At 37.1% G+C, this 14,598-nt stretch carries 17 protein-coding genes; 10 read left to right on the top strand and 7 right to left on the bottom strand.

Annotation, left to right across the window (positions count from 1 at the left end; translation table 11 throughout):
- Window positions 1-14: 14 nt before the first annotated feature.
- Together CVS93_RS03615 and rpiB are read right to left on the bottom strand one after the other, a co-directional pair.
- Complete coding sequence (locus tag CVS93_RS03615; RefSeq protein WP_002939538.1) at window positions 15-347, bottom strand: hypothetical protein; 333 nt, start codon at window positions 345-347, stop codon at window positions 15-17.
- Window positions 344-787, bottom strand: a complete 444-nt coding sequence (gene rpiB / locus CVS93_RS03610; RefSeq protein ID WP_107686735.1) for a ribose 5-phosphate isomerase B — start codon at window positions 785-787, stop codon at window positions 344-346. The genes CVS93_RS03615 and rpiB overlap by 4 nt, the downstream gene beginning before the upstream one ends.
- 110 nt (window positions 788-897) lie before the next feature.
- On the opposite strand from rpiB, the gene CVS93_RS03605 reads away from it, so the two are divergent.
- Window positions 898-2,283, top strand: coding sequence for a DUF4139 domain-containing protein (locus CVS93_RS03605; RefSeq protein WP_107686613.1), 1,386 nt, complete (start codon window positions 898-900; stop codon window positions 2,281-2,283).
- Between the two features lie 18 nt (window positions 2,284-2,301).
- Here the strand turns inward: CVS93_RS03605 and CVS93_RS03600 are convergent, their stop codons facing one another.
- From CVS93_RS03600 to folD, 3 genes are read right to left on the bottom strand one after another with little or no spacing between them, the layout of a single operon-like run.
- Window positions 2,302-2,961 carry a site-2 protease family protein gene (locus CVS93_RS03600; protein ID WP_107686612.1) on the bottom strand — a complete coding sequence of 220 codons (660 nt, stop codon included), beginning with the start codon at window positions 2,959-2,961 and terminating at the stop codon, window positions 2,302-2,304.
- Entirely contained in the window at window positions 2,948-3,853 is a 906-nt protein-coding gene (gene lepB / locus CVS93_RS03595; RefSeq protein WP_107686611.1) for a signal peptidase I, read from the bottom strand. Before lepB ends, CVS93_RS03600 begins: the two co-directional genes overlap by 14 nt.
- Window positions 3,854-3,855: 2 nt before the next feature.
- Window positions 3,856-4,716: a bifunctional methylenetetrahydrofolate dehydrogenase/methenyltetrahydrofolate cyclohydrolase FolD gene (gene folD, locus CVS93_RS03590; RefSeq protein ID WP_107686610.1), complete on the bottom strand. Its 861-nt coding sequence runs from the start codon at window positions 4,714-4,716 to the stop codon at window positions 3,856-3,858.
- A gap of 83 nt (window positions 4,717-4,799) precedes the next feature.
- Between folD and CVS93_RS10080 the strand changes: the two genes are divergently transcribed.
- The 9 genes from CVS93_RS10080 (at window position 4,800) to CVS93_RS03545 (ending at window position 12,110) form a co-directional block, all read left to right on the top strand.
- A complete protein-coding gene (locus tag CVS93_RS10080; RefSeq protein WP_107686609.1) occupies window positions 4,800-5,402 on the top strand; it encodes a c-type cytochrome in 603 nt (200 codons plus the stop codon).
- The gene (gene hemL, locus CVS93_RS03580; RefSeq protein ID WP_107686608.1) at window positions 5,399-6,682 is read left to right on the top strand and encodes a glutamate-1-semialdehyde 2,1-aminomutase; all 1,284 of its coding nucleotides are present in this window, start codon (window positions 5,399-5,401) and stop codon (window positions 6,680-6,682) included. Before CVS93_RS10080 ends, hemL begins: the two co-directional genes overlap by 4 nt.
- The gene (locus CVS93_RS03575) at window positions 6,682-6,963 is read left to right on the top strand and encodes an AtpZ/AtpI family protein (RefSeq protein WP_103582531.1); all 282 of its coding nucleotides are present in this window, start codon (window positions 6,682-6,684) and stop codon (window positions 6,961-6,963) included. Before hemL ends, CVS93_RS03575 begins: the two co-directional genes overlap by 1 nt.
- Window positions 6,947-7,471 (top strand): hypothetical protein, encoded by a 525-nt coding sequence (locus CVS93_RS03570; protein ID WP_234400078.1) that lies wholly within the window; start codon window positions 6,947-6,949, stop codon window positions 7,469-7,471. The genes CVS93_RS03575 and CVS93_RS03570 overlap by 17 nt, the downstream gene beginning before the upstream one ends.
- Entirely contained in the window at window positions 7,461-8,705 is a 1,245-nt protein-coding gene (locus tag CVS93_RS03565; RefSeq protein WP_107686606.1) for an MFS transporter, read from the top strand. The genes CVS93_RS03570 and CVS93_RS03565 overlap by 11 nt, the downstream gene beginning before the upstream one ends.
- Window positions 8,706-8,726: 21 nt before the next feature.
- A complete protein-coding gene (locus CVS93_RS03560; protein ID WP_199907225.1) occupies window positions 8,727-10,358 on the top strand; it encodes a flagellar hook-length control protein FliK in 1,632 nt (543 codons plus the stop codon).
- Entirely contained in the window at window positions 10,358-10,618 is a 261-nt protein-coding gene (locus tag CVS93_RS03555) for a FlhB-like flagellar biosynthesis protein (protein WP_021090972.1), read from the top strand. The genes CVS93_RS03560 and CVS93_RS03555 overlap by 1 nt, the downstream gene beginning before the upstream one ends.
- A 111-nt stretch (window positions 10,619-10,729) precedes the next feature.
- Window positions 10,730-11,299 carry a CheB methylesterase domain-containing protein gene (locus CVS93_RS03550; protein ID WP_021090732.1) on the top strand — a complete coding sequence of 190 codons (570 nt, stop codon included), beginning with the start codon at window positions 10,730-10,732 and terminating at the stop codon, window positions 11,297-11,299.
- Complete coding sequence (locus tag CVS93_RS03545) at window positions 11,286-12,110, top strand: CheR family methyltransferase (RefSeq protein ID WP_021090925.1); 825 nt, start codon at window positions 11,286-11,288, stop codon at window positions 12,108-12,110. Before CVS93_RS03550 ends, CVS93_RS03545 begins: the two co-directional genes overlap by 14 nt.
- A gap of 48 nt (window positions 12,111-12,158) precedes the next feature.
- On the opposite strand, the gene CVS93_RS03540 is transcribed toward CVS93_RS03545, so the two are convergent.
- Window positions 12,159-13,355, bottom strand: coding sequence for an MFS transporter (locus tag CVS93_RS03540; RefSeq protein ID WP_107686604.1), 1,197 nt, complete (start codon window positions 13,353-13,355; stop codon window positions 12,159-12,161).
- 1 nt (window position 13,356) lies between these two features.
- Window positions 13,357-14,559 carry a copper resistance protein NlpE gene (locus CVS93_RS03535; RefSeq protein ID WP_107686603.1) on the bottom strand — a complete coding sequence of 401 codons (1,203 nt, stop codon included), beginning with the start codon at window positions 14,557-14,559 and terminating at the stop codon, window positions 13,357-13,359.
- Between the last annotated feature and the right edge of the window lie 39 nt (window positions 14,560-14,598).

The following is a 14,598-nucleotide window of genomic DNA, read 5'->3' as shown; positions in this document are numbered from 1 at the left end:
CCTTAAATTTGATGTTATAGTAGCGCTTCGATTTTGCCTTCAAGCTCACGTATGCGTTGTCTTAGCTTATCGTTTTCTAAGCGGTACTGGGAATTTCTTGTGCGAAGCGAGGTCACGTCGTTTTTAGTTTTGTTTAGCTCGTCTGTTAAGATGTCGATGTTGCCTAGGCTTCGCTGAAGTTGGATCTGAAATTTTCTTATGACGACCTCGGTGTCTTGGAGGTTATTTTTCATAAAATCTTTTGTCGCACGCTCTTTTTTTAGAAGCGTTTTGAAGTAAAAAACCATGACAGTTAGGTAGATCGCAGCACAAACAAGAGCGGTAAAAACGATCCACTCGCCTATCATTTGGCTTCCTTAAGCTCTATTTTTTTGACTCTTCTTTCGTGTCTGTCGCCTGCAAACTCTGTCTTTAAAAATATTTCAAGTGCTGCTGTAGCCACGCCAGCTCCAATCACTCTTGCTCCAAAAGCGATAACGTTTGCATCGTTATGTTCTCTTGCAAGTCTTGCAGTAAATTCGTCGTGACAAAGGGCACACCTTACGTTTTTATGCCTGTTTGCAGCGATTGAAATGCCGATACCTGTGCCACAAATGAGTACGCCGTAGCATTTAGGTTCAAGCTTGCTTGCTAGTAAGTGCGCATAATCGGGATAATCAACGCTATTTTTGTCATTCGTGCCAAGATCAATGACTTCATGTCCAAGCTTTTTTATGACTTCCTTTAGCTCTGCTTTAAGCTCTACTCCAGCATGATCGCAGGCTATAAAAATTTTATCTATTTTCATGAAAAATCCAATAAATTTTTTGCAGATTATAGTCAAAGTTGCATTAAAATAAAATTTTGCTTGCATGTGAGAAAAGGCTATAATTTTAGAAATTCTTAAAAGGGAAAAATATGAAAAAGACGCTCTTTTTAATGGCTTCTACGCTAGCCTTTGCAAATGAAAATTTGATAGAGATCTACACGGATCAAACCATAATCACTCAAAAATTTAGTGACGCAAATAGCTCTTTTAGCGCCTTTGTGCCAGAGGGTGTGGAGAGTGAGAGCATCACTATAAATGGGGATTGTGACGCGAATGCTAATCTAAAAAAGATCAGCGAAGAAAATAGCCAAAGTTACATAAAATGGAAGCAAGAAGTTGTAAATTTAAATAATAAACTTGAGGCGCTAAATGCAAGAGGCAGGTTTATAGAGCAAGCTTTGATAGGAGAAAACAAAAGTAACGATGTGACAAAAAGAGCTGATGAGTTTTATAAATTTAGCCTAGAAAATATCGAGAAAATTTCAGCTGCTAAAAGTGAGCTTGAAGCGCTTAAAGAAAATGAGCCAAAAAGCGAGATGGCTGGATTTTTGCAGCTTGATATGAAATTTGCTTGCGACCCAAAAGAGGCGACGTTATCATATATGGATGATGAGGCCCCAAAGACGCTAAATGAAATTTATGCAGACACAAAAAACAAAAATATCTTGATAAAACAAGAAGTTTTGCTCACCAACCCATTTGCCAGTGAAGTTAAAAATTTAAAGCTCGCTATCTATCCAACCAGATATCAAAAGGCGCTTGCTCCAAGCAAGTTTTACCCTTGGTATGAGGAGAGTGAGGCGGAGGCTGATGGTTACGGCGCTTCAAAAAATATGCTAAAAGCTGCGAAAGTCACTGCTGAGGTCGCTGATATGCGTGTGCAAAGAGATGAGAATGAGTTTGCCAAAATTTGGAAGATAGATGGGATAAATTTAGCAAAAGGCGAGAGCAAATATATAACTTATGACACACAAAAAATGGACGCAAATTTTAGCGTTTTTGCTGATTTTTACGGCTCGCTAAAGGCATATAACGTAGCTAGCCTTAAGCTAAATGATGATCTAACGCCAGCTAAAACGCAGTTTTATGTTAATGGTGTGAGTGTTGGCAGTCCAAGCGAGTTTGAGATGAAAGCAAAAGATGAGCCATCTCAGCTCTTTTTAGGACAAAACGAGCTAATCGAGCTTAAAAAAGAGCGCTTGAATAAATTTAAAAAAAGCTCACTTCTTGGCAAAGAGCGCATAAGTGAAGAGGGCTATGAGATAAGTGTCAAAAATAATTCAAGTAAGAGCGTTGATGTTACTTTGGTCGATCGTGTGCCAGTGTCTGCCGATGAGGCAGTAAAGGTCGAGGTAAAGGGCTTTGGCAAAAAAGATATCAGCAAAGATGGCAAGGTGGAGCTTAAATTTAGGCTTGCGCCAAAAGAGGAATTTAAAAAAGAGTACTCTTACAAGATCACAAAGCCAAAAATTTAGAGCAAATTTGCTCTAAATTTAGCCATTTATAAAAGCGCTTGCAATATTTAAAACATATCTTGTCGGATAAAAAATGGTATCTTTTAAAGGCGAGACGAGGATGATGATAAGGATGACAAAGCCGTATCGTGAGATGCTCTCAAGCTTTTCAGCTAGTGCGTGAAAGCCAAAATTTCTAAGTGCGTACTCGAGCGCGTGAAAGCCGTCAAGTGGCGGGATCGGATAGAGGTTAAAGATGGCTAACATCAAATTTAAAAGCGCAAGCGTAAATAAAAACTGAAGTAAAATTTCAAAGGTTTCTATATTTAATAAAGCCTTTAACACAAAAAGCGATAAGATGCCCAAGATAATGTTATAGCAAATGCCAGCTAGACTTACGTAGATAGCTGCTTTATATCCGCCATTTCGCACGACTGTGTAGGTATTTACAGGCACTGGTTTTGCCCAGCCAAACATCATGCCAGTGCTTAGGTAAAGTACCAGCGGCACGATGATAGTGCCAACTGGGTCAATATGTTTTATAGGATTTATGCTAAGTCTGCCAAGATTTTTTGCTGTGTTATCGCCAAATTTATAAGCGACATAGCCATGGGCGATCTCGTGACCGACGATGGCGATTATTAAAGAGATGACGATAGTGGCGACTTTAACTATGTCTATGTTATCAATGAAGCCCATCTACTTCGCCTTCTTTTAGAGCTTTGTTAGTGAAAAATTCGTCATTTTCTATCGTATCTACAAAGCGTCCGATACGCTCCCAGCGCACATTGTAGTTCTTGTCCCAGCTAAAATATATAAACCAAGGCTGTCCGACTATGTCCTTGTAAGCTACGCTTCCCCAAAAACGGCTATCATTTGAGTGATCGCGGTTGTCGCCTATCATAAAGTACTCATCCTTTGGCACTTTGACGTAAAATGCATTAAGGTTAAAATTTGGATTTTGCGGTAGTGAGCTAATGGACACTAGCTTCATAAAAACACTATCTTTGTTTGTATTTAGCATGAAAATCATCTGCTCAAATAAATTTACATTTTCGTCATAGTGGATGCCACTAAATCTATATGGCTCTTTTATGAAAAGTTTGCCATCAAGCTCGGCTATATCGCTACATGAGTAGCCAAATTTACTCTCTTTGCCGTTTAAATTTTCACGGCAGTTTGCCTTTATAAAATCATCTCCCTCTTTTGGGCGTAGATAGAGGGCTTTTTCGGTAAATACTATCTCATCTTCGCTTGTGGCAAAGCAGCGTTTTACAAAGTGGGTCTTTTCATCTTTTGGATAACGAAAGACGACTATATCGCCTCTTGCCGGACCATCGCCTGTGATAAGATGCCCATTGTCATTTAGCTCGGGTAAAATTTTTACCTCAAGCCATGGAATTCTTGGTGTTGGTATGCCATAAACAAATTTTTTTGCAAATAAAAAATCACCAACCAAAAGCGTATTTTTCATCGAACCAGACGGGATAACAAAGGCTTGAGCTATGAAAAATATAACAAAAAGCACGATGATGACTGTGCCAGTCCAGCTCGAGCAAAAGTCATAAAATTTAGTAAAAAATTTTTTCATTATTACGCTCTTTTGTGGCTAGCTATCTTAGCTTGGGCTGCAAGGATTGTATTATTTAAAAGCATGGCTATGGTCATCGGACCCACGCCACCAGGAACAGGCGTGATGTATGAGCATTTTGGTGCGACTTCATCAAAGTCCACATCGCCTACAAGTCTGCCATCATCAAGTCTGTTTATACCCACATCAACGACTACTACGCCATCTTTTACCATATCAGCCTTTAAGAAAAATGGCTTGCCAATGGCTGCAACTATGAGGTCAGCGTTTTTGCAAATTTCTTTTAAATTTTTAGTCTTGCTATGAGTGATCGTAACGGTTGCTGACGCGTTTAAAAGTAAATTTGCCATAGGCTTGCCAACGATATTACTTCTACCTATAACAACCGCGTTTAGCCCAGCTACGTCAATGCCATACTCTTTTAAAATTTCCATCACGCCAAGCGGTGTGCAAGGCACAAAACCATCAAGGCCGCTGACAAGTTTGCCAACATTTACAGCGTGAAAGCCATCTACGTCTTTTGCTGGATCGATCGTTGCTAAAACGGTGTTTGTATCTATATGTTTTGGAAGTGGCAACTGCACTAAAATTCCATGGATGCTATCGTCTAAATTTAGCACATTTATAAGCGCTAGAAGCTCTGCTTGGGTTGTATTTTCGCTTAGACGGTGGGCTACACTTTTTATGCCGTATTCGTTGCAGGCTTTCTCTTTGGCTCTAACATATGTTTGAGATGCTTTATCTTCGCCTACTAAGATGACAGCTAAGGTTGGCTCTACGCCAAATTTTTTTAGTTCTTCAGCTCTTACTTTTACGCTTTCTTTGACCTTTAAAGATACGGCTTTGCCGTCTAAAATTTTCATATTGGATCCTTATTTAAAAGCTTTTTTAATCACAAGGGTGGTATCATACCTAAAATTAAATTAAAATTTTTAAAGAGAGGTTTATGCGGTCTGTTTTTTTGTTTTTGCTTTTTTGTGTGGTGATTTTTGGAGCTGATTTTATCACAAAGACCGAATATGCCAAGATGCTTTACCTAAATCCACGTGGCATAGGATGCGATAAATGTCACGGCACAAAGGGCGAGGGTAGTCTCATATCTAAATATAAACACTTTGATAAAAAGGTAAACAAAACGGTTGACGATGAGCTTAGAGCGCCAAAAATAAATGATATAGATTTTGAGAGCTTTAAAGCAGCTCTAACAAAGCCAAAAGGTGTCATGCCAAGCTACTTTTTGACAGACGAGGAGACTACTATTCTTTATGAATACATTACGAATAAGATAAGTACTCCTTTAAAAGCAGCAAAAGCGCAAAATTTGGGCAAGCCAGTTTCCGCTGATACGACGCAAAAACAGCCAGAGCAATCTGCTAAAGTCGCTCCTGCTACAAAACCAGTAGAGCCAGCTAAAACTACCACGGCTAAGCCAGCTGAGTCAGCAAAAGCTGCTACACCAGTGGTAAAAACACCGACTAAACCAGCTACAAACCCAAAAGATAATCAAAAAATAAATTTAAAAACACAAAATCAAAAGGATAAAAAATGACAAATAAAGAAGCATTTAGCGAAGCCAAAAAATATATCCCAGGTGGCGTAAATTCACCTGTTCGTGCATTTGGCAGCGTTGGAGGTGAGCCTGTGATGATAGATCACGCAAAGGGCGCTTATCTATACGACGTAGAGGGTAAAAAATACCTTGACTTCATTCAAAGCTGGGGACCGCTCATATTTGGCCACTGCGACAAAGACATAGAAGAAGCGATCATCTCTGCTGTAAAACAAGGCGTCTCTTACGGCGCGCCATCACCAAAAGAGACAGCTCTTGCAAAGCTAATATGCGATGAGTTTAAACAAATAGATAAAATTCGCTTCGTTAGCTCTGGCACAGAGGCCACTATGAGCGCTATCAGAGTGGCTAGAGGATATGCTAAAAAAGATGGACTAATAAAATTTGAAGGCTGCTATCACGGACACAGCGATGCACTTCTTATAAAAGCAGGAAGTGGCGCTACGACATACGGCAACGCTTCAAGCAGCGGTGTGCCACAAGATGTTGTGAAAAACACTTATCTAGCAGTTTATAACGATATCGAGAGCGTAAAAGCCATCTTTGAAAATAATAAAGACAAAATCGGCGTCGTCATAATCGAACCAATTGCAGGAAATATGGGGCTTGTACCAGCTGATAAGAAATTTTTAGAGGAGCTTAGAGCGCTTTGCGATAAATTTGGTGCTGTGCTTATCCTTGATGAGGTTATGAGCGGTTTTAGAGCTTCTCGCCTTGGCTCATATCCATTTCACGAGGTGGACGCTGATCTCATTACATTTGGTAAGGTCATAGGCGGAGGCATGAACGTCGCTGCATTTGGAGGTAAGGCTGAGATAATGGACTGCTTAAGCCCAGATGGTGCTGTCTATCAAGCAGGTACGCTAAGTGGCAATCCAGTGGCGATGAGTGCTGGTATAGCGGCGATTTCAAAGATAAATAGTGATCCAAATTTATACGCTAGACTTGAAAAGCTTGCTACAAAGTTAATGGACGGCTTTAAAGAGGCAGCAAAAAGTGCTGGCATCACCATTCAAACCGAGGTTCGTGGCTCTATGTTTGGCTACTTTTTTACAGATCATGCAGTAAAAAACTACGATGATGCGCTAAAGAGTGACACAAAACTCTTTGCTAAATTTCACCAAGCTATGCTTAAGCGTGGAATTTATCTAGCGCCAAGTCAGTTTGAGACTGGATTTGTCTGCGATGCGATGAGTGAAGCGGATATCGATCTAGCGGTAAATGCAGCTAAAGAGGCATTTTTGGAGATAAAAGCTTAATGGCAAAATTTAAGATAAAAGATATCGTAGCGGGTGCTGAGCAACTAAGTCTTGGCGTTTCAATCGTAGTTGCGATCTTGCTTGGCACTGGACTAGGGTATTTTGTAAAAAAGGCTACAAATTTCACGCCAGCTCTTTGGATAGGCTTTGCTATTGGCATCGCAGCTGCCATTTTAAATGTCTATAAAGCTTACAAAGCACAGGTTAAAAGCCTAGATGAGCTAAAGGATGAGACTAGATATAAGGGCTATAAAAAAGACGATGATGACGAGGACGATTAGCAGGATTTTTATTTGCTACTTTGCGCTTTGGCTAGCCCTTAGCGTGGTTGGCAAATTTATATCAAATCAATTTTTCATAAGCTCGCAAATTTCATTTTTTGCTTCGCTTATCATTTTAACAGCTAGCTTTTTTGCCTATAAAAACCGCATAAATTCTCGGCTAGAAAATGCTAGAGAGGAAATTTTAGCCAAGATAGAAGAAGAGGACGATGAAGATGATGAAAATTTGGTGCAAAATGAGACAAAAGAATTTAGCCTAAAAGAAGAAAAAGCAAGGCTAAAAAAGCAGAGATTTTCATTTAAAGATAAGAGTTTCGCAGCAGCCTTTATGCCTTACCGCTTGGTCGCTTATGCGATACTTTTTTTTGGATTTATATTTTTAAAAAATGAAAATTTACTAAATGTGTCTGGTTTTTTAGTGGGGCTTGCCCCGATGCCTATTGGTGCATTTGTTTTTGGGCTTATGGAGAATAAATTTAATACCATAAAGGATACTGATGGCAAGTAGCTTTAGGATCATCCGTTCGATGGGACCGCTATTTTTGGGTATGAGTTTGCTTTTTATCGGAAATGGCCTAGTCATCGCATCTTGTAGCGCACTTCTTAAGCAAAACGGAGTGGGTGAGCTAGAGATTGGATTAATCAATACAGGCTTTTTTGTGGGTGCGTTAATTAGCACTATTACAGCCCACAGAGTCATCTCAACTACTGGCCACATCAGAGCCTTTGCCATCTTTTCAGCCATTTTTGCAGTCTCAGCTATGCTTCATGCGGTAAATCAAAATTTAGCATTCTGGGCGATATTGCGTGCATTTTTGGGATATTGCTACTACGCGCTTTTGATGGTTATAGAAAGCTGGCTAAATGCAAAAATTCCAAATAAAATAAGATCTCGCGTGATAGCCTTTTATGAAGGCGTTTTTTACACGAGTTTTGGACTTGGCATTTTGATCTTGGCGCTTGATCTTAATACCTTTGAAATTTTTATCATAAGTGCAGCTTTTATCATGCTCTCAAGCATTCCATTAAATTTGATCCGTATAAATCAGCCTCAAATCCCAGAGCGTCAGCCCATAAATATTCCAAAAATTTTTGGTATCGTTCCGCTTGCTCTTGTTGGCGCGCTCATTGCAGGCTTAGCAATAAACGGCTTTTTTTCGATGGCAAGCCTTTTTGTCTTGCTTCAAGGATACGGCACAAAAGAGGCATCGTTTTTTATGACGGTTGCGATGATCGGAGGCTTTTTAGCTCAAGTTTTTATCGGTAGTTTTTCTGATAGATATGGCAGAAGGCCAGCTATTTTGCTTTGTAGCAGTGTGGCTTTAATAAGCGCGGTTTTGTTTTTGCTAAATGGCAAAAATTTAACGGTTGAATATCTGCTTTCATTCTTTTTTGGGGCTGGAATTTTTTGCACTTATGGGCTTTCTCTGGCTAGGGCAAATGATGAGATCACAGACAAGACAAAGAGCGTGCAAGTCGCACGTGCCTTGCTATTTAGCTACTCTTTGGCTTCGCTTTTTTCGCCGCTTCTTATGAGCTATGCGATGAAAATTTTTGGAGCATTTGGCTTTATCTATGTTTATTTGGTGCTTTTTGCCGGGCTTATTTTATTTGCGCTAACGCAAAAAACTATACCACAGCACATGAGAAAAGAGTATAACGATAGGCTCGTTGCAAGGACGGCTGGTATCGCTACTATTGAGCAAAATGGAAATTTTGCCGATAGAAAAAATAAAAAGTAAAAAATGGACGTAGGAAATTCTTTGAATATATCAAATACTTCGGTTCAAACCGGGCAAAATGCTACTCAAAATGTGCCAGTTCGTAAAAATGAAGGCTCGCTTTTTAAAAATCAGCCAAGCGTACAAACGCCTAGTGAGCAGAGTATTTCAGAGACACTTGATAATGTTGGGAAACTCGTTGCAAGAGTACTTGATGATCTAAAAAGTGCTTCAAGTCTTAGCAAGGCTGAACAAATTTTATCTCAGGCAAAAGATACGAAAATCGCTCCAAATTTAGTGGGCGAGCTATCAGACCTTGCGAAAAGCTTAGAGGCTGAAGCAACGCAGAATGAAAGCCCTGAGATAAAGAGCCTTGCACTAAAGCTAAAAGAATTTCTAAAACCAATAGCCGATCTAAAAGCCGGCTCACTAAATGATCAGATCAAAAACTCAGGCGTAATGCTTGAAGCAAATTTAAAAGATGCACTTAGTCCAGAGAAGCTTCCAAGCTCGGTTCAGAAGCTACTAAGCGATATAAAAAATCTCTCAAGCGGGAATTTACTAAATCAAATTTTAACCCTAAATGATGAAAAATTAGACAATCAAAACTCTTTTTCAAAGCTTGCTTCTATACTTGAAAAAGCGAGCAATGACACAAAAAATATCCTTGATAACTCAAACATAAAAACCCTTTTAAAAGATGTTGATAAGCTTGATAGTGTGGTTAAATTTTTAGATAAAAATTTTTCAAAAGATCAAAATGGCGAGCTAGTAAAAAATCAAATAGGCAAAATGCAAAATTTCATCTCAAATTTAAGCGAGAAAGTCGCAAGCCTAGCAAATGAAAAGCTAAATCAAAATTTTGGTTTTAGCCAAAATCACAAAGAGCTAAAAACTATCCTTGATAGCATAAAAAACGATTTAAAAACGCTAAATAATATAGGCGATGAAGCAGGGCTTGTAAAAGCGTTTAATGAGATGAGCGATGTCTCGAAGGATGGTAGCTTGCAAGATAAGCTCCAAAGTGCAGCGAGACGTCTTGCTCATAGCCTAAGTCTTGCTGATGCTAAGGCAAGTTTGGCTAAAAATGAGCTAAGTGAGAGTAAGGCACTTTTAAAACAACTAAATCTCGCTACAAACGATATAAATAACATTACGACTAAAAATAGCAGCGAAATTTCAAAGGTGCTAAGCCAAGATATAAAAAGTACGCTTTTAAATATTAGTGAAAAAAGTCAAAACCCGCAAAGCGTAAATGCTGCAAATAAGATGATTTCGCAGATCGAGATGCATCAAATGATATCAAGCCTTCAAGGCGGGATTCAAACTTATATGCCTTATATTTGGGATGGCGTTGAGGGTGGAAATATCGCATTTAAGCAAGGCAAAAAGGATAAATTTTACGCTCAGATCGATCTGAATTTTAAGAAATTTGGACAGATAAATGTGATGGTTGGACTTATTGATAAAAGGTATATTGATCTTTCGGTAGCTACGCAAACAAATGAGTTTAAGGAGCTAATCCTTTCAAACTCTAGTGAATTAAAACAAGCAATATCAAAGCTTGGACTCATAGTTTCAAACTTTAATATCAAAACTTTGTCAAAAGTAAAGCTAAATGATAGATTTAAAAAATTTGGTGGCCTTGATGTGGGCTTTGATAAGAAAATTTAATGCAAGTAAATAAGAAAAAAGCAGTAGCTCTTGGCTACAACAGATCTAAAGATAATGCTCCAAGAGTGCTGGCTAGTGGCGCTGGTGAGATAGCAAATAGAATAATTGATCTTGCAAAAGAGCATGATATACCGATCAAAGAGGATCCTGATCTTATTGAAATTTTAAGCAAGGTTGAAGTTGATCAAGAAATTCCACCAAATTTATATAAAGCTGTTGCTGAAATTTTTAGCTTTTTGTATAAGATCACAAAGAAATGATCTATAAATTTGCTTAAAAATTAGCAAGACATATAAAGAGTGGCGGGGATATTGACGATATACAAAAAGTGGTGTAAGTTAAATATTAAATTAAAATTTTAAAGGCTATTTGTGGCACAAAAATTAATATTAATAGGGGCGTCTACTGGCGGGCCTGGGCATTTAAAAAAGTTATTAAAAAACGTAAAACTAAATGGAGCTATCATCGTGATAGCCCAGCACATGAATAAAATGTTTATAAACTCTTTTGCTATGCAAATCGGAAAAGAGTGTGGCTTGGATGTTGAAATTTTAAATGAGAGGAAAATTTTAAAAGAAAATACCGTATATGTTTGCGAGCAAAATGTAGTGGTATCACCAAATTTACCAATCAGTGCAAAACCAAATACAGAAGAAAAGACTATATATACGCCAAATGTTGATGTGTTGTTTAAATCTGGAGTTGGAATTTGTAAAAGCGCAAATGTCCTAGCTATCTTGCTAACTGGCATCGGAGATGATGGTGCATCTGGGCTTGATAAGCTTTATAAGGCTGGAGCAAAATGTATAGCTGAAAATGAAGAGAGCGCGATAGTTTATGGTATGCCAAAACGTGCAAAAGAGCTAAATCAAAGCTTAAAATCATTAAATCTAACTATGATAAAAAAAGAGCTGGAGGATTTTTTAAATGCTATTAACTAATGATGCAAAAGATACAAAAACAATGCAAACAAATACTTCACAAGATATGGATAGTTTTAATGAATTTATGAATGTTATCAAAACTCTTTGCGGAGTTGATCTGGAACCAAAAAGAGATATTACATTGCAGCGAATTACCATTTTTATTAGAGATCGCCAGATAAAAAGTTTTAAAGATCTTGTTTCGATGATAAGATATAACTCAAGCTTGCGACAAGACATTTTAAATCTAGTAACTGTAAATGAGACTTATTTTTATAGAGAGTTGCCTCAACTTAAAGATGTGATATATTACGCAAAGGAGCTTGGAGGAGCTAGAATTTTGTGTGCTCCTTGCTCTACTGGAGATGAGTCATATTCGCTTGCAATGCTTGCTTATGAGATGGGATTTAAACAGCATGAAATTTCAATCGTAGGTATAGACATAAACTCAGAAGCCATAGCAAGCTGTCAAAATGGTATTTTTAGTGAGAGGAGCTTGCATAGATTAAGCGATTTTCAAAAAGAGAGATTTTTTACAAAAGTCGATGATAAATTTAAGATAAAAAAAGAAATTTTACCAAGGTGTGAGTTTAAAATTTTAAATGTTTTTGATGATGCTATTTTTAATCTAGGAAAATTTGATATTGTGCTTTCAAGAAATATGATGATCTATTTTGATGATGATTTTAGATTAAAATGCGTTGAGAGGCTTCATAAATTGCTTAAGCCAGATGGTAGGCTTTACGCTGGGCACGCTGATCTTGTGCCTTACACTCCAGCTTATGAAAAGCGCTTTTCAAATGGAACTACATACTATCTAAAAAAATAAAAATTTGCCAAGTCGCCTTTTAACTTAGGCGACTTAATTTAAAATCAATCACCTTATTTTGTAGCTTTTTAATACGATGTGATAGTAAAAAGCCCCTATAAAAAAGAGGCTTCCCATAAAACTTGCAATCATCTCAACGCTAAGTCCAATATCATAAAGCAGACCAATGATAAATGAAATGAGAGCGCTAAAGCCAAGAAAAACCATATCGTTATATGCAATCACTCGGCCATAAAATTCTTTTTTGCAGTTTTGCTGAAGCATTGTATAAGTGTAGCTCCAAAGACTTGATGTGCAAAATCCAGCAAAGATAATGCCAATAAGCGATAGATAAAAATTCCAAAGCGATAAAGCCCAAATAATAATACCAAGGCCTTGACCGATATATACGAAAATAAGCGTATTTTTATTTATAAATTTACTAAGTATGGCTGGAGCAAACATAAGCGAAATGGATCTTGAAGTATTTAATAATCCTATAACTAGCGATGTTGAGAGTAAATTTGCGTATTTGTAATCAGCCAAAAGTGCGATCAATGCATCATAAGCGGTAATGCCAACAAAGGCGTGCAAAAATATAAGATGCACGATAAGCCTGTTTTCTTTTAAATACACAAGGCCATTTTTTAGCATTTTTAGTGGTTTTTCTATAAATTCTGGCTTTAGACCTTGTAAATTTAAAAAATATAAAAATCCAAAGCTAAAAATGTATAGTATGCCATCAAGCAAAAATGCGCTTTTAATACCAAAAAAGTGTATATAAACTCCAGCTAGCCCCATACCAGCGGTGTATGAGACTGCCCAGATGATAGAGTGGATCTCGTTTGCGAGTTTGAGATTTTCTTTGCTTAAAATTTTTGGCAGCACGCTCATCTCTACTTGAAAATACATTCCGCCAGTGCCATTTCTAATAAAAATGATAAGTAAAAGTAACCATAAAAAATCAAGTGAGTCTATAAAAAGAAGCATGAAAACGCTTATCGTCTCAACTGCCATCATGATGACAAGCATTGGTTTTGGGCTAAATTTATCAACTAAAATTCCACTAAACGGAGCTATGACAACACCTGGGATAAATGCCATCGCTGCACTTAGCGTAATCGCCCAAACAGGAGCGTCAAGCTTGATAAGAAGGGTAAAAATACCTGTGTGCGAAAACCATACGCCAAAATAGCATATAAGCTGAATGATGCTTAAGAGGCGAAAATTTTTCTCTTCTTTTAAAAGTTTAAGATATTCTTTCAACTTATTGATTCCACATTAGCGTTATTTGCTCTATCTTTGTTTCATCTGGGATATCGTTTAGGCCTGTTATCTCTTTGGCAATTGGATTTTTTAGTGTGATTAGCATATCGTGGCTATCTATTTTTAGATAGATGTTGCTTTTATCACTACGAAATTTAGAAATGACAAGAGAATTTTTTATATCTTTGAAATTTGATTTAAGGCTGATATTTTCTGGAGTTTTAAACTCGTTTGAGTAAATTTCAATGCTTGTGATAATGCCATTTAGCAAGGTGTATTCAAAAATTCTTTCATTTTTACTTGTTACGATGTAGCTGCTTTCTTTTTTTGTGTTATCCCGTTTTATGTTTTTTGAGCCATAAATTTTTATCACATCTCTATTTGCTGATTCGTTTGTCAGCTCTGCAAAAAAACCTTTACCAAAGAGATTTTTTTGATCTTTATCTTTTTTATATCGTCCGCTTATGTGAGCATTTTTACAAATTTTATCGTTTGCTACTAGAAAAATTGCATTATTTATCCTGTGTATGCTTAGAGCAATGCCTTTTTCATCTAAAAGGTAAAAAATTCCTTTGTCGTAAAGTAGCTCAGAGCTAAACTCACAAAGTGGTGAGCCATTTTTTAATGATGAATAAAAACTTATTTTTGCACCATTTTTACTTGGCACGATTACGATATCTAAAAAGTTATCTTTGTTTTTAAATTTATAAAATTTAGCAAAAAAACTATCTTTGTAAGCTTTATTTACCGGTTCAAAATTATAAATTTGAGCTAGTACGCCAACTCGCTTATTTTTCTTGTCATCAAGCTGAAGAAGTGAGTTTTTATTTGGTGCGAAATAGCTAAGATTGCCATTTTCATCTTTTAAAATGATAGCACTATCATCAACATCAAATGTGCCATTTTTTTCAACCAAGCTTACTTCTTTATCCATAGTAAGCATTGTCTTTGTGTAGGTTTTATCTTTATTTAGCGTAATGATAGTTTTTATGCCTTCGCAGTTTGGGCAAGGCAAAATAGTGTGAAAACTACTATAAATTGAGTTTGGAAGTATTAGCTTTTCTGGCTTTTTGGGTGTATTTGCCTGAACTAACGGCTTGTCTTCTTTTACTGTATTTTGTGTGCTTTGATTTGGCTCTAAATTTTCATTTTTTGCGCAGCCAAGGATGAAAAATGAGATAAGTATGGCAAAAAGATATTTCATTTGCAACTCCTTAAAAATTGCAAAATTATATCATTTTGC

It is taken from the genome of Campylobacter concisus (assembly GCF_003048535.1).
GTDB classification, from domain to species: Bacteria; Campylobacterota; Campylobacteria; order Campylobacterales; family Campylobacteraceae; genus Campylobacter_A; species Campylobacter_A concisus_S.
This window is presented reverse-complemented; position numbering and strand designations above follow the sequence as displayed.